This is a genomic window from Bacillus sp. NP157 (assembly GCA_018889975.1).
Classification (GTDB): Bacteria; Pseudomonadota; Gammaproteobacteria; order Xanthomonadales; family Rhodanobacteraceae; genus Luteibacter.
In genome coordinates this window covers 1,404,193-1,425,160 of sequence record CP076546.1, presented here as the reverse complement: position 1 = coordinate 1,425,160, position 20,968 = coordinate 1,404,193, and the positions used below count along the sequence as shown (strand labels likewise).

Below are 20,968 nucleotides of genomic sequence, written 5' to 3'. Positions count from 1 at the left end.
CCACCGTTTGGGAAACCGAGTGTCACGCGATATGGGACACTGACCGCGCCAGCCGGGGAGCGCGCATGGACAAAGTGCAGGAAATGACCAGCTTCGTCGCCGTGGTCGACGCAGGCAGCTTCATCGGCGCCGCCGATGCCACGGGCGTGACCAAGGCGGCGATATCGCGCCACGTCGCCGACCTGGAGCGCCGGCTCGGCGTGCGCCTGCTGCACCGGACCACCCGCCGGCTGTCGCTGACCGACGAGGGGCGGACCTTCTACAGCCGCTCGCGCGACCTGCTGGCCGGCATCGCCGAGGCCGAGGCCGAGCTCACCGCGCGCAGTAGCGAGCCGACCGGGTTGCTGCGGATCACCGCGCCGCTGTCGTTCGGCGTGCTGCACCTTGCGCCGCTATGGGCCCGCTTCGCCGGCGAGCATCCGCAGGTAGCCCTGGACATCACCCTGTCCGATCGCGTCGTCGACCTGGTCGAGGAGGGCTTCGACCTCGCCGTGCGTATTTCGCGGCTGCCGAACTCCACCCTCGTCAGCCGCCAGCTCGGCACCACCCGCATGCTGCTCTGCGCCTCGCCGGATTATCTCGCCGGGCACGGCACGCCACGTGCGCCGGCCGAACTGGCCGCGCATGCCGTGCTGGCCTACAGCTACTGGCCCGACGACTGGCAGTTCACGACGGCGGATGGGCGGATCGAGCGGGTCACGGTCAAGCCGTTCATGCGCAGCAACAACGGCGATACCTCGCGGGTGGCCGCGCTGGCCGGGCAGGGCATCACCCTGCAACCCGACTTCATCGTGGGCGACGACGTGCGCGCGGGCCGGCTCGTCCACCTGCTGCCGACGCATGACGCGGGCAGCATCGGCATCCATGCGGTGTATGCGTCGCGCAAGCACCTGCCGGTGAAGGTACGGCGCATGGTCGACTTCCTCGTCGATGCCTTCGATGGCGTGCGCTGGAGCTAGCCGGCGTCACGCGTTGCGACGGAGCGTGACCCCACTCACGGCGACAAGGCCGGCCACGATGAAGGCCATGCCCAGCCATTCGCTGGGCGCGGGCGTCTCCTGCAACACCGCCCACGCCATCAGCACGCTGAGCACGGGTACGGCCAGCGACGACACCGACGCCACCGCGGTGGGCAGGCGGCGCACCACCAGCAGCCACAGCGTCCACGCCAGGCTGGTGGCGAGGATCACCGAGTAGGCGAGGCCGGCGATGAAGGCCGGGCTCCATTCGATCGCCCGCTGCGGCACGATGAAGGCGACGATCGCCAGTCCGGCGGCGCCGAAGGCCATCTGCCACGCGGTGAACGTCAGCGGATCGGGCTGGTGGCGCTGGAACATGTGCTTGCTGGTCACCGTGCCGAGCGCCCAGCACAGGCCACCGAGCAGGGCGAAGGCCGTGCTCATGGGATTGCCCAGGCCGTGCCACGGCGCGATCACGCAGGTCAGCCCGATGGCCGCCAGGCCGAGCCCGACCCAGTGCCGGCGCAGGGGGCGCTCGCCGAGCATCAGCCATGCGAGCAGTACGGCCCAGAACGGCATCGCATAGGCGAGCAGGACCACGTGGCCGGTGCCGCCTGCGGTAAGCGCAAACTGGCCCAGGCCCTGGAAGGCGGCAGTCTGGGCCAGGCCGGTGACGATCGTGCCGGCCAGCGGCGGTGGCGCCAATGGCCGGCGCAACGCCAGCAGCACGATGAACAGCAGGGCCGCGCCGATGCTGTAGCGCAGGGCCGAGAAGTCGAAGGGCCCCGCGTAGCGCAGGACCAGCTTCATCACGATCCAGCTGAAGGCCCAGATGACGACGGTGGCGCCCAGTGCCAGCACGGCGCCCGCGGAGGCTTTTGACTCGTTCATGCCCAACCGATCTGCGTGGCGAATCGGCCATAGTGGCCTAGTTACGCCAGCGGGGCCATATCGAACAGCAACACCTCGCCGTCGACGCCGTCGCTGATCACCACGCGCGATTCCTCGGTGATCTTCGCGGCGTCACCGGCAAACAGCGGGTGGCCGTTGACGTGCACCGTGCCGCGAACCACGTGCACATAGGCGATGCGCTCATACCCGATGGCGTGGTGGGCGCTTTCGTCCGGACCGAACAGCCCGGCGTAGAGGCGCACGTCCTGGTGCACCGTGACCGACCCGTGCTCGCCGTCCTGGCTGGCAACGAGGCGCAGCTTGCCACGCTTCTCCGCGTCGGGAAAAAAGTCTGCTCGTAGCTGGGCTTCAGGTGCTGCTCGTTCGGGATGATCCAGATCTGCAGGAAATGGGTCTGCTTGTCCGCGTGGTTCTCTTCCGAATGGGTGACGCCGGTGCCGGCCGACATGATCTGCACTTCGCCCGGCTTGATCACCACCTTGTTGCCCATCGAATCGCCGTGGGCCAGTTCGCCTTCGAGCACGTAGCTGATGATTTCCATGTCGCGATGCGAATGCGTGCCGAAGCCCGTGCCTGCCGCGATGCGGTCCTCGTTGATCACCCGCAGCGGTCCGAAGTGCACGTGGTCTTCGTCGCGGTAGTCGGCGAACGAAAAGCTGTGATGGGAATCGAGCCAGCCATGGTTGGCATGGCCGCGGTCGGCGGCGTGGCGAATGACGAACATGGGCATCTCCCGGGAGCAAAGGCGTCCACGCTAGCGGGCGAGGGCAGCGGGGTCTTGCACAATGCGACCGGGCTGGCCGACGGCTGCGTCGGTCGAAGCGCCTGACGCGCTTATTTCAGCGCCTCACCCAGGTGAGGCATGACGAAGTCGATGAACGTTCGTACCTTCACCGGCAGTCGTCCACTGGAAGGGAACAGCAGGTGCACGGGCAGCGGCGCGGGCTCATACGCATCGAGCACGGTCACCAGCGTGCCGGCCTGCATGCGTGCCACGATCTGGTAGGCGACTACACGGGTGATGCCCATGCCAGCCGTCGCCGCTTCGATCGCAGCTTCGGCGGTGGTCACGGTCAGTCGCGGCACCAACGGGACGACGAGGTCGCGTCTGTTTTCCGCGAACACCCACTGGCGCGGCGACATGATGCCGTCGAAGTTGATGCATTCGTGCTGGGCGAGTTCGGACGGATGCGTCGGCGTGCCGCGTCGCTCGAGGTAGTCGGGGCTGGCGCAGCTCACCAGGCGCGTGTTGGCCAGGTGGCGTGCCACCAGCGCACTGTCGGGCAGGGCGCCCACGCGGATCGCGACGTCGACCTGTTCGTCGACCAGGTTGACCCAGCGGTCGACCAGCATCAGCCGGATGCGGATGTCGGGGTAGGCGGCCAGGAACGCGGTGACCGCGGGCAGCAGGTGCATCTTGCCGAGGACGATGGGCGCGGTGACCACCAGTTCGCCGCGTGGCGCGGCGTATTCGCCTGCCGCCATGCGCTCGGCGCAGTCCACGTCTTCGAGGATCCGGCGGGCGGCCGCGAGATAGGTCTCGCCCGCATCGGTCAGCGTGAGCTTGCGTGGCGAACGCACCAGCAGCCGCGCGCCGAGCGCCTCCTCCAGCTCGCTCACCTTGCGGCTGACCGTCGGCAGCGGCATGCCGAGCCTGCGCGCGGCTTCGCTGAGGCTGCCGCGGTCGACGGCTTCGACCAGCACGCGCATCGCTTCGAGGCGGTCCATGGGTCACTTCCGGAATCTGAAAGGCTGCCTCTCCATTTCACCATCTGGTGCGGTGGGATGGAAGGCAGCACTTCGTTGTTCGAACCGCCGGCGCCGCCGGCCGCAAACCACGGAGTCATGCCATGTCACGTTTCACTACCCCCGCCACCATCGAAGACGCCCCCGAAGCCTCGCGCCCGCTCCTTACCGCGGTCAAGAAGCAGCTCGGCGTCGTCCCGAACATGTTCCGCCTGATCGGTAACAGCCCTGCCGCCCTCGAGGGCTACCTCGGCATGAACGGCGCACTGGCCAAGGGTGCCCTGCCGGCGCCGACCCGCGAGCGCATCGCACTGGCCGTCGCCGAGATCAACGGCTGCAGCTACTGCCTTTCGGCGCACAGCTACCTGGGCAAGAACCTGGCCAGGCTGGATGACGCGGAGATGGAAGCCAACCGCAAGGGCGGCTCCAACGATGCGAAGGCCGATGCGGCCGTCGCCTTTGCCGCCAAGGTGGCCAAGGCCCGCGGCCATGTCAGCCAGGCCGATGTCGACGTGGTCCGCGCCGCCGGCTACACCGACGCGCAGATCATCGAGATCGTCCAGCACGTCGCGTTGAACACGTGGACCAACTACCTCAACGAAGTCGCCGGCACGGATATCGACTTCCCGGTGGTGGCGCCGTTCGCGGCGTAACACGGCGTCAGAAGCTGAGCCCGAGGGGGCGGTTGCACTGGTACTTCTGGTTCGCCGCTTCGACATCGGCGGACGTGAGGTGCCGTGCGATCAGTTCCTCGGGGCTCATCCGCGCCCATGTCTCGACATCGATGCAATGCCTGCTGGTGACGCCGAACAGGCGTTGCGCGTTACGCATCACGGCGCCGATGCCCTGGCTGCGAGGATCGACCATCTGGATGCCCGGTGCACGACGCAGGTCGGAGCCGGGTATCCCGTGGATGTCCTGCGCGTGCCGCGCACCCGACAGCCGGTCGCTGAAGCCCCCGTCGCCGAACGTGGGCGCGATCGATCCCGACGGACTCGACGAGGGTGGGAGGGGCGTCGACATGCTCGGCGGTGCGGAAGGATTCTGTGGCGGCGATGCGTCGTGCACGGGCGATATCGGGTGGACGCGCGCCTGTACGGGATCGCTTGTCCGGACGGGGCGAAATTGCCGCGGAGGCTTTGTCGCAGGTGTCGGCGGCATCGCGGCGCGCGGTGCGTCGTTGGCCATGCGCGTTTTGCTTGCCACGGCTTCGACGGAAATGAATCGCATGGCCATCGCTTTGGTATCCGCTGGCAGCGTCGCGTCGTTCGCCCTTTCGTAGATGGCCGGACGAAGCAGTAACAGGACAAGCCCAAGGTGGCTCGCCAGCGCGAGCACGCAGGCCGCGATCCGGCCCAGGGACAGGCGGCGGGTTTGGCGCGACATCGCCTGCCTATAGCCCCACGCCGCGCCGCTGTCCGCAGCCGTATTGCTGGCTGGTGGCCTCGACCTGCTTTGGATCCAGCTGGCGGGCAAGCATTTCTTCCTTGCTGAGTCGTTGCCAGGCATCGACATCGACGCAATGGCCGTCCCTCACGCCCAGTAGCGACTGGACGAAACGCGCCGCGCCGGCGATGCCCTGGGTCCTCGGGTCGGCCATACGCATGCCGGGCGCACGCTGGATGCCGGATCCGGGCAGGCCGTGGACGTCTTGCGCGTGTTGCGCCTCCTGCAGGCGTTGCTGGAAGCCGCCATCGCCAAGGGTGGCGACGGGGGCGACTGACGCATCGGGCGTGGTCATGGACCGCGGTAGCGCGGACTCCTTTGATTCAGATGCGCTGGCCATGGGTGAGGCGGGAACAGACGCGGGCGCTGCCGTGATGACGCGGACTTGTGGCGCTGATGGCTTTGCAGTGGTGCCCCGCAAGGCCGCGGAAGGCTTTCTCGTGGGCCGGCTCGGCGTAGCGGCTACCGTCGCGGCTGGCACGCGCGGTAGCGCGGATGACCGGGGCCGGGGCACGAGCCGAAGCGCCAGCGTCGACGACGACTCTTCGGCGAGGTTCGACGCTGCGTTTGTGGGTGCCGCCGGGCGAAGCACGAACAGGCACAGTGCAAGATGCACGGCGATCGCGGCGGCGGTCGCCGCGACGCGTCGCATGGACAGTGGGGCGTTCCCTGGCATCGTTCCCTCGATCTCCCGTGGGCCGCATCGGCGGCCAAGGTGTTGGATGCCGAGGGGGCCGGGTAGTTCCCGGTATAGGAAAACTTCCCATATGCTGGGTTCCATGGATCACGACGTGAAGGGATTCGCCATGCTTCGCCCGCCATCGGTTTGGCTCGCTCTTTTTGCTTTCTTCGCGGCGGGCTCGCTCCGCGCGACCGATATGCCGTCACCCGTAACGGAAAAGGCACTGGCCGCCACGGTCGCCGCGCTTTGTCCACGACCCCTGGTGATCCTCGGCGAGGACGCGAACCATGCCGGGGCGCAGACCCTCGCGGTGAAGATCGGCCTCGTCCACGCGTTGGTCGCTCGTTGTGGGTTTCGCGGCATCGTCTTCGAAAGCCAGTTCTACGACATGCTCGACCTGCAGCGCTCGCTGGACACGGGCGCTGCAAGCGAGGCGCAACTGGCCAGCGCCATCGGTGCGCTATGGTCGCGCTACGCGATCTTCCAGCCGTTCGAGCAGTGGCTGTTCGACGAGGCCCAGGCGAAACGACTACGTGTCGGTGGCATGGACCCACAGGTAGGAGGCGTCGGGGCGCGCTATTCGCCCGCGCAGTTGCCTGTGGCGCTGGCCTCGGTCCTCCCGCGCGACGAACGCGATCTCTGCCAGGCGGCCATGGCGCGGCATAACGCGTGGACGTATGACGATGCCCACCCATTCGACGATGCCGCCTTTCGAACGCTGGAGCAGTGCGCCACGCACGTGGTCGACGCCATCGCACGGCATCCCGCTGCCGCTTCGCCGCGCCTGGCCGCGATGGCCGCTTCGTACCGCCTCTATCTCGACTCGGCGAATCCCAGTGGCGGCGATCCCGCTGCGCGCGACAAGGGGATGTACCGGAACCTCACCTGGTTGCTGGCGCAGTGGCCGAAAGGCACGAAGGTCATCGTATGGACGGCATCGGTGCATGCATCGAAGGCACCCATCCCCGGCAGTCGGTCCGCGGCGCCCACCTTCGGCACCTACGTCCACGACGCCATGGGCAGCGGGAGCTATGTGCTGGGCTTCAGCGCCCTCGCCGGGTCGTACGGCTCGGCGGGCGGACGGGGCAAGGACCATGAGCTCGGCGCGCCGCCAGTCGATGCCATTGAGCGCGTCGCCACGCACGGTGGTGGCAGCGACGCTGAACCCGGTGGTGCCGACTTTCGGTTCCTGCCTTGGGCCGTGCTGGAACGGCAGGGCATGCGGCCGGGCAGGGCATTCAACTACGCATCGTTCCAGGAACTGGACTGGAAGAATTACATCGACGGTCTCGTGATCCTCGATCGGGAAACCGCAGCGGAAGCCGGCCCATAGCGCCATGCATTCACGAGAATGCCTTGGGAAAATCCCGAGTTAATCGGAACTGTCATCCAGGGCTAAGTCATGACTAAGCGCGCATTCCTAGGCTGCGCGCATGAAAAAACGATGGTTCGCCCGAGAATGGCTGTACGACCGCCCGTGGGCGCTCGCCTTCCTGTGGCTTGTTCCCGCAGCCCTGCTGCCCGTCGTGCCCATCGATGAAACGCGGTACCTGTCCATTGCGTGGGAGATGCGCCAGTCCGGCGACGCCATTGGCCTGACCCTCAATGGCCATCCCTACATGGACAAATCCCCGCTGCTGTTCTGGCTGGTGAATGTCGCATGGGCGGTGTTCGGGGTGTCGACGCTTGCCGCCCGGCTGGTCTGCATCGGTTTCGCCGCGGGCGCCGTCGCCACCGTGACGTCGCTGGCGCGCCGCCTTGGGCTGGAGGATCCCGCGTCAGCGGGCTGGATGCTGTTGCCCTTCGTCGTCTTCGGGGCCTTCACCCCGATCGCGATGTTCGACGTGCCGCTCGTGTTCTTCGTGGTCCTCGCGTTGCTTGGCCTCGTCGTCTGCATGCAAGGTCGCCTGGCGGATGGCGCGGCGATCCTGCTGGTCGCCAGCACGCTTGGCATGCTGGCAAAGGGTCCCGTCTACCTGGTGCATCTCATCGGTCCGCTGGCGGCGATGCGATGGTGGCATGGCCACGCCCTGGACCGACCATGGCGCCTGGCGGCGGTAATCGCAGCCTGCCTGCTGGCCGCCTGCGCGCCGCTTGCAGCGTGGGGCGTTATCAATGCCATGCGCATCCACGGCGTGCCGGTGCTCCAGAGCCTCACGCACCAGTCGTTGGGCCGCGTGTCCCAGAGCTTCGCCCATGATCGCAGCACGCTCTGGTACGTGCCGTGGATTCTTCCGTTCCTGCTACCGTGGACGTTCCTGCTGCGCTGGACCCGGCTGCGGCGTGGCTTGCTCCATCTTCCTGCGTCGCCTGCAGGCCGGCTTGCGATCGCATCCACGCTGCCCGCGTTCATTGCCTTCTCGCTGATCAGTGGCAAGCAGATCCACTACCTGCTTCCCTTGCTACCGGGAGCCGCCCTGGGCTTCGCGGCACTGTCCACGCGTGACCGCGAGGCGTTCGCCTTCGGTCGCGGCCGCTGGCTTCTTGTCGCCGCGGCGCTCGCATGGACATGGCCAGTGGCCAACGCCGTGGTCGGCATGCGCGGGAACCCGACGTGGTACGTTGCAGCGGTGGTCGCGGCCGCCTTGTTGTCCCTTGGCGCGATCGGCACGCGACGCATGGCCTCATGGGACGCGGGGTCCCGGTTGCGCGGCGCGTCCTTCGCCGCGCTCGCGGCCGTCATGGCCTCCGTACTCTTGATGGGCATGCATGTGAAAGCACATATGGACCCAGGTGAACTGGCCGACGCGGTGCTCCAACGGCGCAGCGAGGGAATGCTCGTGGCCGCCGTCGACGACGAACCGGCCATGGTGACGTACCTCGCCCGCCTGTCCACGCCGCTCCCGCGCATCACCGATACCGCCGCGTGGGCGCGCGAGCACCCGGGTGGCCTGGCGCTGGTGCATAGCGGCCGGGGAGAACCGCCGTCGTACGTCGATACGCCGATCCTGCTCGCCGACGGCTGGGCGGGGCTGGTGCCTGCTTCGCGCCTTGCCCAGGTCCACCCATGACATCCGTCCGCTTCGCGGTCGACGCCCTTTCCAATGCGCGCGTCGGCCCCGTCTCGTTCGCACTGCGTGCCGGCGAATGCATCGCCATCATGGGCGCCTCCGGCGCCGGCAAGACCGTGCTGCTGCGCCTGCTCGCCGACCTCGATCCCGGCGAAGGCCGCGTCGAACTCGACGGGCAGCCGCGCGATGCGATGCCTGCGACGACCTGGCGCAAGCGCGTGGGTTACGTGCCGGCCGTGTCGGGCTGGTGGGGTCCCACGGTCATCGAGCACTTCACGCCCGCCACGACGGACCGCGCAACGACGCTATGCGCGGCGATGCGTCTGCCGACTGGCATCCTCGATCGCCAGGTGATCGGCCTGTCGACCGGCGAGAAGCAGCGCCTGGCCCTGGTGCGCGCGATGGTCGAGGAGCCCGCGGTGCTGTTGCTCGACGAACCGACCAGCGGCCTGGATGCCCCGACGGCACTGGCGGTCGAGGCCTGCCTCGCGGAGCAACGCGCGCGGGGTGCGGGCATCGTCATCGTCAGCCACGACCATGCCCAGGCCTTGCGCATGGCCAGCCAGGTCCATCGGCTCGAAAACGGGAGGCTGCACGCCGAATGCATGCCGTGACCTTCCAGCCATGGGACATCGCGATCGCCAGCATCGTCCTGCTGGTCGACGGCGCGTTGTCGATCCGGATGCGCCTGGGCATCCACCGGCCACTCGCGATCGCCGCGCTGCGCATGGTGTTGCAGCTCGTCGCACTGGGCTTCGTGCTGCGCACCGTGTTCGCCATCGACAGCGCGTGGCTGACGATCGCCCTGATCCTGGCCATGACCCTGGCCGCGGCACGCGAGGCCAGCGCGCGGCCGCAGCAGCGCTTGCGCCAGGGGCATTACCTGACCAGCCTGGCCAGCGTCGGCGCACCGTCGTTGCTCACCTGCCTGTTCGCACTGGCGGTGCTGCTGCCGGGCGAGGGTGGCTGGACGGCCCGGTTCGCCGTGCCGGTCGCGGGCATCCTGCTCGGCAACGTACTCAACGCGGTGAGCCTCGGCATGGCCGGCATCCTCGAGGGCGTGGTGCTGGAAGCCCCGGCGATCGAGGCCCGGCTGATGCTCGGCCACGCGTTCCGCGATGCGACCGGTCCACTGGAGCGCCGCTCGATCCGCCGCGCCATGGTGCCGCTGGTCAACCAGATGAGCGCGGCCGGTATCATCACCATGCCGGGGATCATGACCGGCCAGGTGCTGGCCGGCATGGACCCGCTGCATGCCGCGACCTACCAGATCGTGCTGATGTTGCTGCTCGCGGGCGGCAGCGGACTGGGCTCGATCCTCGCGACCCGGCTGGCGCTGCGCCAGCTCACCGACCCGCGCGAACGCCTGCGCCTGGATCGTTTGCGCCCGTGAGCCAAGCCGCGCTGGCATGCCCGGACAGGTCCATCTAAGGTGCGCGCTGTTTAATCGAAGCCGCTAACCGTCGGTTGGAGGGGCTGCCGACGGGGAGGGGACCATCATGACCGTAAGATTCCTGCGTATCGCGCTGTTTTCGTTGCTGGCCGTGCCGTGCCTGGCGCACGCCGGAGGTGGTCCGTTCGGCATCGACCACCGGCTGGCCTACGACAACAGCGGCATCTGGAAGCGCTCGAACCAGAAGGTCCTGCTCTACGGCACCCTGCTTACGGTCAGCCTTGGCGCGCTCGCCGAAGGCGACGACAACAAGCTGGGCGACACGTTCTGGCGCACGACCGATTCCATCGTCGTCACCAGCCTCGCCGCAACCGCCCTCAAGTACACCTTCCGGCGCGAACGCCCGTCGCAGACCGACGATCCCGACCGCTGGTTCAAGGGCAGCAAGAACCACAGCTTCCCCAGCGGCGAGACCGCGGTGATCGCCGCCTCCGTCACGCCGTTCATCGTCAACTATGCCGACGAATACCCGGCCGTCTACGCGTTGGCGCTGCTGCCGGCCTACGAGGCGGTCGCGCGGGTGAAGGTACGTGGGCACTGGCAGAGCGACGTGATCGCCGGCACCGCGCTGGGCGTCGGCATCGGCATCTGGAGCGCCCATCGCACCGAGTCGCCGATCGTCCTGAGCTTCCTGCCGGGCGGCTTCCGCCTGGGGTTCATCCATCACTTCCGCTGACGGTCCGGCGGGCCCTCAGCGCACCTTGCGCCAGACCACCTCGCCATGCGCGCCCTCGGCGGCACCGCTCGACGGCTTCGCCACCGTGTAGGTGAGCTCGTCGCCGTTGAGCGTGTACGCCGTGTCGCCGCCCTTGCCATCCCAGTTCGGGAACGATGCGCGCAGGATCTGGCTATGCATGGTGTGCGCGTCGGCGCTGACGTGGCCGAAATGTGCGTTGGAGTCCATCGACGCGGCGCGATATTCCTCCGGCGTCCCCTTCGATTTGTCGTTCACCGCGAACGGCATGCGCTTCGCGCGCACGATTTGCATCATGTAGTCGCCCTGGGCGTCGATCAGCCACATGCCTTCGGGCGACGGACCATAAAGCTCCACGCGATGGCCGTCCGGATAGACGTTGTCGCAGCGGACCAGGGTCCACGCACCGACCAGGCCGGCGGGCACGGGCATGGCGCCGGCAGCGACGCCGGGTGACGCGGTCGCGATACCGGCCGTGGCCAGGCAGAGGGTCAGCAGGGTGCGGGGTAGGCGGTTCATGGCGGGTCCTTGGGTGGGGTGGCTGGATCATCCGATCCCTGCTGGCATTTGATAATGAGCCTGCCCATGGATTGACCTTCAAAGAGGATTTGAAGATGCTCGGGCCGCCGTCCTGGCTTGCGGAGTCCGCCGATGAACCGCCTGACCGACATGCAATTGCTCGTGGACGCCGCCGAACTGGGCAGCCTATCCGCCGCAGGCCGCCGCGCGGGCCTGTCACCCGCCGCCGCGAGCGCGTGCGTGCAACGCGTCGAGGCGGCCCTGGCCGCGCGACTGTTCGAGCGGACCACCCGCGAGCTGCGCCTTACCGACGAAGGACACACCTACATCGCCGCGTGCCGGTCGGCGATCGAAACGATGCGTGCCGCGGAAGACGCGGTGCGCGGCGGCACCGAAACGGTCAGCGGCACGTTGCGGATATCGGCACCCTCCGACCTGGGCCGGAACGTGCTCGTGCCGATCCTCGATCGCTTCATGGTCCGGTATCCCGGCGTGCGCATCGCCCTGAATCTCTCCGACTCCAACGCGCGATTCGTCCCCGACGACATCGATGTGGCGATCCGGGTCGGCGTGCTCGACGACACGGACCTCGTCGCGAGGCACCTCGCGATGAGCTGGCGCGTCGTCTGTGCGTCTCCCGCCTGCATCGCCGAGCACGGCATGCCCGGCCAGCCCGACGACCTGTGCAACCTGCCGACGCTGGTCATCACCACGACCAGCGGGCCGTTGAACGCATGGCGGTTGGGCGCCGCTGTCGTGCGGGTCAATCGCTTCCACCAGAGCACCGACAGCGAAGTGGTCCGTAAATGGGCCGTCGCGGGCCGAGGCTTCGCCTACCGGCAGCTATGGTCGGTCGCCGAGGATGTGCGTGAGGGCCGGCTGGTGTTGATCCATGCGCCGCAGTGGTCCGGCCCTGCGCCGATCAGCGCGCTCTACCACCCGAACACGTTCCAGCCGCCGCGGATCCGCCGCTTCGTCGACTTCCTGGCAGCCGAGATGGCGCCACGCTTCCAGATGGACGCGGACGACGAGAAGGGTTACCAGCAGGCGTCCTTGAAGACCGCGGCAACGTTGTGACGCCTGCTCAGGCGGCCTGTTCCGCCGCCATCGACGTGCGCACGGGCAGGAGCACGTCCTGGTCGAGCATCGGAAAGAGAGCGGTGACGTTGTCGCGATGCAGGCATCGCAGCAAGGCTTGCGTCATGTCGACGCGCAGGGCGTCGCGTGCACGCGCGGCGGAGCGGTGCTTGCTCGGCACGAGGGCAAGGTCGCGAACCGGTTCCGCTGCACTCAGTGCGAACATGCCGTCTTTCGTCAGCGTCGCGCCGGCCTCAAGCCAGAAGGTGTCGTAGCACGCCTTCAGCCGGCCCGTGCGGTTGAGGACGTGATGGCGATTGCCCGGGCCGCGGATGGTTTCTATGCCCGCCGCTCGCGAAAGGGCGCGGGCCATCGAAAGCAGGAAATCCTTTGGCCGAAGGCCATGGCAGGCCCGGGTCAGGGCACGTACGGCCTCCTGTGCGCCCGGGGTGTTGGCGCCCTGGATGCATCCGACGATGCTGTCGCCGTGTCCGGGACACAGCGTCAGCGTCATGGAGAAGATCACCTCGCCGTGCCAGCCCAGTGCCAGCTTCAACTCGCCTTCGAGGCAGCGTAATAGCGGTGCCATCAGCCAGAGCTCGAGGTGGCTGCCATCCTTCAAGGTCGTCCTGCCGGCGACGAAGGGCGTGCCACGCCACAACTGATGCAGCGTTTCGTGCCCGAACAAGCCTGTGGCCGCGGCATGGTGATCTAGCAGGCGGCGCAGGCGATCGCGTGGCGTAAACGTGCGACTCGCCCATCGGTGCTGCCATCGCTCGAGCAGGTGCCCGTCGCGACGCCGCGCCGCGTGCATGCCCGTGCACTGTAATTGCATCAGCCAGCGGGCGTGCAATACGGGATGGCAAAAGCTCTTGAGCAGATAGCGAATCGCGCGGAGCAATGGCCGATCGTGCCAGTCATTGCGATCGTGCAGCGAAGTAATCCAGGCATTGAGCAGGCGCATAGTGGAACCAGCAGGAGGAACGGGTGACGCAACGTCTGCTTTCGCCAGGCGCACCTCACCCTCGGAAGCCAGGCTCCGACAAGCGATGACAAACCATTAGCCCTGCAGCACGCCACGCGGTGGCGGCTGTTTCCAGTGGTACTGCCCACCCCTGAACAGCTCGGCGCAGCGAGCCAGGGCCCGAGCGCGGGCGGACAATAGGGGTGGCGATCGAAGCAAGTCAACCGTTTTTATCATGCTGCGTTTATGCGCAGTTGGCTGCGTTTTGATGGCCGAAAAAACTCAATGGCAATAGCGTGTTAGCAAAGGCGTGTCGCACAGCAAAATGACTGTCATTGGATGCGCTGGCGATCATTGCGTTGACAGTGACTTTCACCAGTCTTTCGTCGAATGACTCAGCCGGACTTCGGTCGACGCGCCAGCCACTTGTCCAGTTCGTTGGCGAAGTTCTGCCGGTCGCGCGGATGCATCGCCGCCGGTCCGCCGGTGTTGACGCCGGCGCCGCGCAGCTCTTCCATGAAGTTGCGCATCGACAGGCGCGCCGCGATGGTGTCCTTCGTGAACAGTTCGCCACGCGGGTGCAGGGCAAGCGCGCCTTTTTCGATGACGAACGCGGCCAGAGGGATGTCCTGGGTGACGACGAGGTCGCCCGGCTGCACGCGGCTGACGATCTCGTCATCGGCGACGTCGAAACCACCCGGCACCTGGATCGAATGGACGAACCGAGACGCCGGCGTGCGGATCCACTGGTTGGCGACGAGGGTGACCTCGACCTGCGAGCGGTCCGCGGCGCGGAACAGGATGTCCTTGATGACATTGGGGCAAGCATCGGCGTCGACCCAGATCGACGGCGCGGGGCGGGGCGTGGTGGGGGTCTGCATGCGGCGCACCTTGCCACACCCCGGCGGCCAGATACAGCCGCCACGCACGATGTGATTGTGTAGCACCGGGCTTCGGCGTAGGTTACGCGTAACGTTACGCCTAACACCCCCGTCGAGACGGATCCAGGTCCCCCCATGCCACCCACGAAGCAGGTCACCACCGGAGCGAAGCGCCAGAAGGCGTTCCGTGACCGGATGACACGGATGGGCATGACGATCCCCAGGATCTACATGTCCGAGGGCGAGCAGGGGCTGGTACGCGACTTCCTGCGCCACCACCGCCACGAGCGGACCGATCGATTGATCGGTGGAATGGATTTGCAGGCCATGAGCCAGCGATGGACGACGCAGCGCCTGTTCGACGCGCTGCAGGAACATGCCGGTGTGCACCAGCAACTGTCACGCGTGTGGCTGCAGGCCACGCCGGCGTCGATCGAACTGGCCCTGGCCAGCTATGGCGACCAGCCCGTGCACCTGGTGGTCACCGAGCACGAGATCCTCATGACCACGCTGCTCTGCGACCAGGCCGCGGTGAAGGATCCGCTGCGCTTCAACGAGGCCTGCCTGCGGCTCGGGCCCAACATGCCGCTGTCGAACGTGGGTCTGGTCGGCTCGCATTACATCCTGTTCGGCCAGCTTTCCGCGCGTTCTCCCCTCGCCAACATCGTCGAGGAGCTCGACGTCATGGGCCAGAACGTGATCGACGCGCAGGCCGAGCTTTCCGAACTGATCGGCTAAGCCCCGCGCCGCCAGCCCCCCCCGAATCCACCCAACGCCGTTCCGCCCTCGTGGCGGTGGCGGCTCTTCATCCTCACCAAGGACACTCAGCCATGACCTGGCTTATTGCTATCGCAGTCGCCGTTGTCGTACTGATCGTGCTCGTCGTTGCTTCCCGCGTCATCGTCTACATCCCCAACGACCGCGTCGGCGTGGTCGAACGCCTGTGGGGCGCGCCTTCGGTCACCCGCGGACTCATCGCCCTCAACGGCGAAGTGGGTTACCAGCCCACCGTACTGCGCGGTGGCCTGCATTACTTCACGCCGTTCCAGTACCGCGTGCATAAGGTCGACCTCGTGACGATCCCGCAGGGCGAGATCGGCTATGTCTTTGCCCGCGACGGCCATGACCTGGAGGAAGGCCAGGCGCTGGGCCGCACGGTGCCCCCGGGCATCGAGGACGTCGCCGCGTTCCTGCGTGCCGGCGGCCAGAAAGGCCCGCAGCGTACGATCCTCCGCGAAGGTACCTACGCCTTCAACGTCGCGCAGTTCGCGATCATCACCGCCTCGCGCGTGCACGGTCTGCTGCTGTCCGAGGAAGAGCGCGGCACCATCGACCACATGGGCAGCGTGCTCAACGAGCGCGGCGGCTTCTCGCCGGTGATCATCGGCGGCCGTCGCGAAAAGGCCTCGGCCGATGCCGACGACACGGCCAACGACATGCTCGGCGTCGTCACGGTGCACGACGGCCCGGTGCTACCGCCGGATGAAATCGTCGCCCCGCGCGTGGGCGAGGACGTCGCCGACAAAACCACCTTCCACAACAACTTCCAGAACATCGACGCGTTCCTGCGCGCCGGCGGTAACCGCGGTCGCCAGCACCAGGTGCTGGTCGAGGGCACGTACTACATCAACCGCCTGTTCGCCACGGTGGACTTCATTGCCAAGACCGTGGTGCCGGTCGGCTTCGTCGGCGTGGTCGTGTCGTACATCGGCAAGGCCGGCACCGATCGCTCGGGCGAGGGTTATTCGCACGGCGAGCTGGTCGACAGTGCGTGCCGCGGCGTGTGGAAGGAACCGCTGCTGCCGGGCAAGTACGCCTTCAACACCTATGCCGGCAAGATCCAGATGGTGCCGACGACCAACTTCATCCTGAAGTGGACGCCTGAAGTGACCAACGTGCACAAGTTCGACGAGAACCTGTCCGAGGTCTCGCTGATCACCAAGGACGCCTTCGAGCCCTTGCTGCCGCTGTCGGTCGTCGTGCACATCGACTACCGCAAGGCACCGCTGGTGGTGCAGCGCTTCGGCGACATCAAGCGCCTGGTCGACCAGACGCTGGACCCGATGGTGAGCGCCTATTTCAAGAACATCGGCCAGACCCGGACCCTGATCCAGCTGATCCAGAATCGCGCGGATATCCAGCGCGTGGCCAGCGTCGAAATGATGGAGCGCTTCGCCGCCTATAACCTGGAGCTACAGGAAGTGCTGATCGGCACGCCGCACGGAAGCACGGGCAATGCATCGGGCGCGCGCATCGATACCTTGCTCAACCAGCTGCGCGATCGCCAGGTCGCGATCGAGCAGGTGGCCACCTTCGAACTGCAGGAACAGTCGGCGGTGAAGGAGCGTTCGTTGCGCGAGGCACGTGCGAAGACCGACATCCAGGCCGAGCTGACCAATTCGGTGATCCACATCGAGATCAAGAAGAACGTCGGTGAGGCGAACGTAGTCGAGGCGAGCAAGCGTGCGAACGTGATCGGCATCGACGCGGATGCCGAACGCCGTCGCCTGACGGCTGAAGGCGATGGCCGTGCCTCGGCGATCGCCGCCGTGGGCAAGGCCGAAGCCGAGGCGATCCAGGCCAAGTCGCAGGCCTTGACCGGCGAGGGTGCCCGGCTGCAGCTGGTCAACACGCTGGGCGCGCAATTCGCCGAGGCGATCCGCGACGGGCATGTCGCCATCGTGCCGAAGATCTCGCTGGGTGGTGCCGATGTCGGCGGCAACGGGCTGTCGTCGCTGATCCAGCTGGCGAGTTCGCTGCTGGCCGAACGCGCGGATGCCGGATTGTCGGACGGCAAGGCGCTGCAGGCGTCCTGACCGTGGCTAGCGCGCCGCGAACGCCAGGTGGATCACGCCGGCAACGAGGAACACGGCAAGGACGCCGCCCACGTATAGCGTAATGAACCAGGCCGCCTGGCGTGTCCGCGGCGAGACGATCATCAGTGATACCCGCTGTCGTTGATGTCGACCTTGCCGCGGAACACCCAGTAGGCCATCCCGTTGTAGGCAAGGATGATCGGGATGATGACCAGTGCGCCGACCAGGGCGAACAGCTGGCTCGATGGCGGCGATGATGCCGCCCAGATATCCAGCGACGGCGGGATGATGTTTGGGAAGATGCTGATGAGGAAGCCGGTGTAGCCCAGGAACAGGATCGCCAGCGTCAGCAGGAATGGAATGTGGTCCTTGCCGCGGCGCAGGCCGGCGAAGATGCCGGCCAGCGACACCAGCACGAGCACCGGCACCGGCAGGAAGAAGAACAGGTTGGGCCGGCTGAACCAGCGCGCGACGACCGCCGGCTGCGCCGAAATGGTCCAGAGGCTCACGATGCCGATGGCCGCGCCGAGCAGGATGCAAAGCGGCCACATCACCAGCCGCATCCGCCGGTGCAGGTCGCCACCGGTCTTGATCAGTAGCCAGCCGCAGCCCAGCGTGGCATAGGTCACCAGCAGGCCCAGCCCGGTGAACAGGTTGAACGGCGAGAACCAGTCGAAGGGGCCGCCCGCGTACTGGCCGTCGCGAATGGGGATCCCGTTGAGGAGGGTGCCCAGGATCACGCCCTGCGCGAAGGTGGCCACGCCCGAGCCGAGCATGAAGGCAAGGTCCCACAGGTGTTGGGTGCGCCGTGCCTTGGCCCGGATCTCGAAGGCCACGCCACGGAAGATCAGGCCGCACAGCATGGCGACGATGGGCAGGTAGGTCGCTGGCAACAGCACCGAATAGGCGACGGGGAAGGCGGCGTACAGCGACGCGCCACCGAGCACCATCCAGGTCTCGTTGCCGTCCCACACCGGGGCGACCGTGTTGAACATCACCTCGCGGTCGCCGGGATGGTTGAAAAGGGGGAAGAGCAGGCCGATGCCCAGGTCGAAGCCGTCCAGCGCCACGTACAGGAACACCCCGAAGCCAATGATCACAGCCCACGCGATGGGAAGGTCGATAGCCATGCTCGTTACTCGTCGATGGGGTCGGTGGGGCGGGATAGCGGACGATGGTCGAAGCGATCGCGTCCGCGGCCCGTGTCCTGCGTATCGATCTCGCGCTGGTCGCGCGGCAGGTTCGGGCCGGTGGCCATCAGCTTCAGCATGTAATAGATGCCGGTGCCGAAGACCAGGAAGTACACGATGATGAAGATCATCAGCGACGTGCCCACCTGGTCGACCGTCAGCGGCGACGCGGCGTCGCGCGTGCGCAGGATGCCGTAGACGACCCAGGGCTGGCGTCCGGCTTCCGTGGTGACCCAGCCGGCGACCAGGGCGATGAGGCCGGATGGGCCCATCGCGAAGGCGAAGCGCAGGAACCACCTTGCGTCGTAGAGGCGCCCACCACGACGGAGCAGCAGGCCGAGGAAGGCGAGCAGCAGCATCAGCACGCCCATGCCGACCATCGTGCGGAAGCTCCAGAACACGATGGTCGAGTTCGGTCGGTCTTCCGGGGCGAAGCTCTTCAGGCCCTGGATCTCACCGTCCCAGCTGTGCGTGAGCAGCAGGCTGCCCAGGTGCGGCACCTTCACCGCGTAGCGCGTGGTCTCATGCGCCATGTCCGGCCAGCCGACGAGGTTGAGCGAGGTGCCACCGCGCTCGGTCTCCCAGAGGCCTTCGATGGCGGCGATCTTCGCCGGCTGGTATTTGCGTGTGTTCAGGCCGTGCGCATCGCCGACGAAAATCTGGATGGGCACCACCACCAGCGACATCCACAGCGCCATGGACAGCGACTTGCGGATCGCCGGATCCTGGCGGCCACGCAACAGGTGCCACGCGGCACACGAGCCGACGAGCATCGCCGCCACGATGAACGCGGCCAGGGTCATGTGGACGAGGCGATAGGGGAACGACGGGTTCAAGATCACGGCGAGCCAGTCGACCGGGACGATGCGGCCGTTGGCGATCGCGTAGCCCTGTGGCGTCTGCATCCAGCTGTTGGACGACAGGATCCAGAACGTGGAGATGAGCGTGCCCACGGCGACCATGCAGGTGGCGAAGAAGTGCGCCCGTGGCCCGACCCGGGTCCAGCCGAACAGCATGATCCCGAGGAAGCCGGCCTCCAGGAAGAACGCCGTCATCACTTCGTACGCGAGCAGCGGGCCGGTGATGGCGCCGGCCACGAGGGAGAAGCCCGACCAGTTCGCGCCGAACTCGTAGCTGAGCACTACGCCCGAGACGACACCCATGCCGAAACCCACGGCGAAGATCTTCGACCAGAAAAAGAACAGGTCCTTGTAGACCGGCTTCCGGGTCTTCAGCCAGAGCCCTTCGAGCACGGCCAGGAACGATGCCAGGCCAATGCTGATGGCCGGGAAAATGATGTGGAAGGACACGGTGAAGGCGAACTGCCACCGGGCAAGCAAGAGCGCGTCGGGGGAGATGTTCACGGTGCCTCGCTCGGAGGGAGTCGTTCCGGACGATGGCAGCGGGACGCGCCGCGGTCTTGGACGGACGCGCCAGCCGATGCGTCAAACGACCGCCGAGGGCGGTGGGCCTGCCGACTTGGGGCGTGCGCGTCTTAGATCCGACCCCCGGCATCGACGTCCTTCAGGAACCGCACCAGTCCTCCGAAATACGCCTGCTGGTCGTCGTAAATCGATAGGTGGGAGCCATTGGCGCACAGCAGGAATCGACCGCGGGGCAGGCGGCGTGCCATTCCAGCCAGATAGGCGGGGTCCATGGTGTCATGGGTGGCGCCGATGACCAGGGTCGGAACCGTGATGCGCTTCAGGTCGCCACTTCGATCCCACGTCTCGAGCTTGCCACTCAAACCCAGTTCGCTAGGCCCTTGCATGGAAACGTAGATCTGGTGGTTAACGTGGGCGAACGATCGAAGCACGGGTTCGGGCCACTCGCTGGCGGGGATCCGTAGGATGTGCTGTTCGTAGTGCATCGGGATGAGGAGCGCCATGTAGGCCGGGTCTTCGGTGCGACCTTCGGCCTCGAGCTTCTTCACCTCTGCCAACTTCACAGGGTCCATGGCGAGCTGGAGTACATCCTTTGCATAGCGTATGTAGGCAGGCGCGCTATCCATCATGTCGGAGATGATCAGCCCCTTGAGATGCCGCTGGTACTTCAGGGCGTACTCGATGGCGAGTATGCCGCCCCACGAGTGCCCGTAAAGGTAGAAGTTGTCGTGGTCCAGGTGCAGCGCCTGGCGGACCTGCTCGACTTCTTCGACGAAGCGTGGCAATTCCCAAAGCGATTCGTCCTTCGGTTGGTCGCTGTACGCTGAGCCGAGCTGGTCATAGTAGATGTACTCGATACCCTCCCGCGGAAGGAAGCTGTCGAATACCTCGAGGTATTCGTGCGTCATCCCGGGGCCGCCATGCAGCAGGAGTACCTTGATGCGCGGGTTATTGCCAACGCGCTTGGTCCAGACGCGAAAGTGGCCCTTGGGTGTGTCGATGGTGACCATCTGCACGCCGCCATCGAGCGGACGTTGCTCGCGGGGTGAATCGAAGTACGAAGGCGTGGTCGATCCGAACGCCGCGCCGGCGAGGAGCAGCGATGAAAGGAAGGCGAGGAACCTGGGCATAGGATTTGTAGACTCCGGGAACCGTTGAGAGGAAGGGGCAGGTGGCAGGGTATGCGCACGCTTGGCGAGCGACACGCGATCGCCGATAGCGACACGATACCTT

General features: G+C 66.7%; 21 protein-coding genes and 1 pseudogene. 10 read left to right on the top strand and 12 right to left on the bottom strand.

What is annotated here, in order from left to right; translation table 11 throughout:
• The first annotated feature begins 65 nt into the window (after positions 1-65).
• Positions 66-959, top strand: a complete 894-nt coding sequence (locus tag KPL74_06430; protein ID QWT21636.1) for a LysR family transcriptional regulator — start codon at positions 66-68, stop codon at positions 957-959.
• A gap of 6 nt (positions 960-965) precedes the next feature.
• Here KPL74_06430 and KPL74_06425 read toward each other — a convergent pair whose 3' ends face one another.
• The 4 genes and pseudogenes from KPL74_06425 to KPL74_06410 form a co-directional block, all read right to left on the bottom strand.
• Entirely contained in the window at positions 966-1,850 is an 885-nt protein-coding gene (locus KPL74_06425) for an EamA family transporter (GenBank protein ID QWT21635.1), read from the bottom strand.
• Between the two features lie 41 nt (positions 1,851-1,891).
• A complete protein-coding gene (locus KPL74_06420; GenBank protein ID QWT21634.1) occupies positions 1,892-2,125 on the bottom strand; it encodes a hypothetical protein in 234 nt (77 codons plus the stop codon).
• A 107-nt stretch (positions 2,126-2,232) separates the two neighbouring features.
• Positions 2,233-2,595: pseudogene (locus tag KPL74_06415) on the bottom strand (pirin family protein).
• 110 nt (positions 2,596-2,705) lie between these two features.
• Positions 2,706-3,599 (bottom strand): LysR family transcriptional regulator, encoded by an 894-nt coding sequence (locus tag KPL74_06410; GenBank protein ID QWT21633.1) that lies wholly within the window; start codon positions 3,597-3,599, stop codon positions 2,706-2,708.
• Positions 3,600-3,721: 122 nt separating this feature from the next.
• Here KPL74_06410 and KPL74_06405 point away from each other — a divergent pair, with 122 nt between their 5' ends.
• Positions 3,722-4,270, top strand: a complete 549-nt coding sequence (locus KPL74_06405; protein ID QWT21632.1) for a peroxidase-related enzyme — start codon at positions 3,722-3,724, stop codon at positions 4,268-4,270.
• A gap of 7 nt (positions 4,271-4,277) precedes the next feature.
• On the opposite strand, the gene KPL74_06400 is transcribed toward KPL74_06405, so the two are convergent.
• Positions 4,278-4,640, bottom strand: a complete 363-nt coding sequence (locus KPL74_06400) for a hypothetical protein (protein QWT21631.1) — start codon at positions 4,638-4,640, stop codon at positions 4,278-4,280.
• 370 nt (positions 4,641-5,010) lie between these two features.
• Positions 5,011-5,358 (bottom strand): hypothetical protein, encoded by a 348-nt coding sequence (locus KPL74_06395; protein ID QWT21630.1) that lies wholly within the window; start codon positions 5,356-5,358, stop codon positions 5,011-5,013.
• Positions 5,359-5,941: 583 nt separating this feature from the next.
• On the opposite strand from KPL74_06395, the gene KPL74_06390 reads away from it, so the two are divergent.
• The 5 genes from KPL74_06390 (at position 5,942) to KPL74_06370 (ending at position 10,885) form a co-directional block, all read left to right on the top strand.
• On the top strand, positions 5,942-7,078 hold the full coding sequence (locus tag KPL74_06390) for an erythromycin esterase family protein (protein ID QWT21629.1): 1,137 nt from the start codon (positions 5,942-5,944) through the stop codon (positions 7,076-7,078).
• Between the two features lie 100 nt (positions 7,079-7,178).
• Positions 7,179-8,756, top strand: coding sequence for a glycosyltransferase family 39 protein (locus KPL74_06385; GenBank protein ID QWT21628.1), 1,578 nt, complete (start codon positions 7,179-7,181; stop codon positions 8,754-8,756).
• Positions 8,753-9,370: an ABC transporter ATP-binding protein gene (locus KPL74_06380; protein QWT21627.1), complete on the top strand. Its 618-nt coding sequence runs from the start codon at positions 8,753-8,755 to the stop codon at positions 9,368-9,370. The genes KPL74_06385 and KPL74_06380 overlap by 4 nt, the downstream gene beginning before the upstream one ends.
• Positions 9,367-10,149 (top strand): ABC transporter permease, encoded by a 783-nt coding sequence (locus KPL74_06375; GenBank protein QWT21626.1) that lies wholly within the window; start codon positions 9,367-9,369, stop codon positions 10,147-10,149. The genes KPL74_06380 and KPL74_06375 overlap by 4 nt, the downstream gene beginning before the upstream one ends.
• Positions 10,150-10,255: 106 nt before the next feature.
• Complete coding sequence (locus KPL74_06370; GenBank protein ID QWT21625.1) at positions 10,256-10,885, top strand: phosphatase PAP2 family protein; 630 nt, start codon at positions 10,256-10,258, stop codon at positions 10,883-10,885.
• Positions 10,886-10,900: 15 nt separating this feature from the next.
• Here KPL74_06370 and KPL74_06365 read toward each other — a convergent pair whose 3' ends face one another.
• Positions 10,901-11,422 (bottom strand): lipocalin-like domain-containing protein, encoded by a 522-nt coding sequence (locus KPL74_06365; GenBank protein ID QWT21624.1) that lies wholly within the window; start codon positions 11,420-11,422, stop codon positions 10,901-10,903.
• A gap of 132 nt (positions 11,423-11,554) precedes the next feature.
• Here KPL74_06365 and KPL74_06360 point away from each other — a divergent pair, with 132 nt between their 5' ends.
• On the top strand, positions 11,555-12,499 hold the full coding sequence (locus KPL74_06360; protein ID QWT21623.1) for a LysR family transcriptional regulator: 945 nt from the start codon (positions 11,555-11,557) through the stop codon (positions 12,497-12,499).
• A 7-nt stretch (positions 12,500-12,506) separates the two neighbouring features.
• Here KPL74_06360 and KPL74_06355 read toward each other — a convergent pair whose 3' ends face one another.
• Both KPL74_06355 and KPL74_06350 read right to left on the bottom strand, forming a co-directional pair.
• The gene (locus KPL74_06355) at positions 12,507-13,517 is read right to left on the bottom strand and encodes a VirK/YbjX family protein (GenBank protein QWT21622.1); all 1,011 of its coding nucleotides are present in this window, start codon (positions 13,515-13,517) and stop codon (positions 12,507-12,509) included.
• 341 nt (positions 13,518-13,858) lie between these two features.
• Positions 13,859-14,344, bottom strand: coding sequence for a YaiI/YqxD family protein (locus KPL74_06350; GenBank protein QWT21621.1), 486 nt, complete (start codon positions 14,342-14,344; stop codon positions 13,859-13,861).
• Between the two features lie 135 nt (positions 14,345-14,479).
• On the opposite strand from KPL74_06350, the gene KPL74_06345 reads away from it, so the two are divergent.
• Together KPL74_06345 and KPL74_06340 are read left to right on the top strand one after the other, a co-directional pair.
• Positions 14,480-15,082, top strand: coding sequence for a YjfI family protein (locus KPL74_06345; protein QWT21620.1), 603 nt, complete (start codon positions 14,480-14,482; stop codon positions 15,080-15,082).
• A gap of 92 nt (positions 15,083-15,174) precedes the next feature.
• On the top strand, positions 15,175-17,160 hold the full coding sequence (locus tag KPL74_06340) for a hypothetical protein (protein QWT21619.1): 1,986 nt from the start codon (positions 15,175-15,177) through the stop codon (positions 17,158-17,160).
• A 122-nt stretch (positions 17,161-17,282) separates the two neighbouring features.
• Here KPL74_06340 and cydB read toward each other — a convergent pair whose 3' ends face one another.
• From cydB to KPL74_06325, 3 genes are all read right to left on the bottom strand, one after another.
• Positions 17,283-18,290 carry a cytochrome d ubiquinol oxidase subunit II gene (gene cydB, locus KPL74_06335; protein ID QWT21618.1) on the bottom strand — a complete coding sequence of 336 codons (1,008 nt, stop codon included), beginning with the start codon at positions 18,288-18,290 and terminating at the stop codon, positions 17,283-17,285.
• Between the two features lie 5 nt (positions 18,291-18,295).
• Complete coding sequence (locus tag KPL74_06330; GenBank protein QWT22584.1) at positions 18,296-19,708, bottom strand: cytochrome ubiquinol oxidase subunit I; 1,413 nt, start codon at positions 19,706-19,708, stop codon at positions 18,296-18,298.
• 137 nt (positions 19,709-19,845) lie between these two features.
• The gene (locus KPL74_06325; GenBank protein QWT22583.1) at positions 19,846-20,865 is read right to left on the bottom strand and encodes a proline iminopeptidase-family hydrolase; all 1,020 of its coding nucleotides are present in this window, start codon (positions 20,863-20,865) and stop codon (positions 19,846-19,848) included.
• Between the last annotated feature and the right edge of the window lie 103 nt (positions 20,866-20,968).

Coding starts and splice junctions, on each gene's coding strand:
- cydB (QWT21618.1), bottom strand. CDS start 18,290: ATGGCTATCGACCTTCCCATCGCGTGGGCTGTGATCATTGGCTTCGGG.
- KPL74_06340 (QWT21619.1), top strand. CDS start 15,175: ATGACCTGGCTTATTGCTATCGCAGTCGCCGTTGTCGTACTGATCGTG.
- KPL74_06360 (QWT21623.1), top strand. CDS start 11,555: ATGAACCGCCTGACCGACATGCAATTGCTCGTGGACGCCGCCGAACTG.
- KPL74_06425 (QWT21635.1), bottom strand. CDS start 1,850: ATGAACGAGTCAAAAGCCTCCGCGGGCGCCGTGCTGGCACTGGGCGCC.
- KPL74_06325 (QWT22583.1), bottom strand. CDS start 20,865: ATGCCCAGGTTCCTCGCCTTCCTTTCATCGCTGCTCCTCGCCGGCGCG.
- KPL74_06345 (QWT21620.1), top strand. CDS start 14,480: ATGCCACCCACGAAGCAGGTCACCACCGGAGCGAAGCGCCAGAAGGCG.
- KPL74_06410 (QWT21633.1), bottom strand. CDS start 3,599: ATGGACCGCCTCGAAGCGATGCGCGTGCTGGTCGAAGCCGTCGACCGC.
- KPL74_06380 (QWT21627.1), top strand. CDS start 8,753: ATGACATCCGTCCGCTTCGCGGTCGACGCCCTTTCCAATGCGCGCGTC.
- KPL74_06390 (QWT21629.1), top strand. CDS start 5,942: ATGCCGTCACCCGTAACGGAAAAGGCACTGGCCGCCACGGTCGCCGCG.
- KPL74_06395 (QWT21630.1), bottom strand. CDS start 5,358: ATGACCACGCCCGATGCGTCAGTCGCCCCCGTCGCCACCCTTGGCGAT.
- KPL74_06430 (QWT21636.1), top strand. CDS start 66: ATGGACAAAGTGCAGGAAATGACCAGCTTCGTCGCCGTGGTCGACGCA.
- KPL74_06370 (QWT21625.1), top strand. CDS start 10,256: ATGACCGTAAGATTCCTGCGTATCGCGCTGTTTTCGTTGCTGGCCGTG.
- KPL74_06365 (QWT21624.1), bottom strand. CDS start 11,422: ATGAACCGCCTACCCCGCACCCTGCTGACCCTCTGCCTGGCCACGGCC.
- KPL74_06405 (QWT21632.1), top strand. CDS start 3,722: ATGTCACGTTTCACTACCCCCGCCACCATCGAAGACGCCCCCGAAGCC.
- KPL74_06350 (QWT21621.1), bottom strand. CDS start 14,344: ATGCAGACCCCCACCACGCCCCGCCCCGCGCCGTCGATCTGGGTCGAC.
- KPL74_06385 (QWT21628.1), top strand. CDS start 7,179: ATGAAAAAACGATGGTTCGCCCGAGAATGGCTGTACGACCGCCCGTGG.
- KPL74_06400 (QWT21631.1), bottom strand. CDS start 4,640: ATGTCGACGCCCCTCCCACCCTCGTCGAGTCCGTCGGGATCGATCGCG.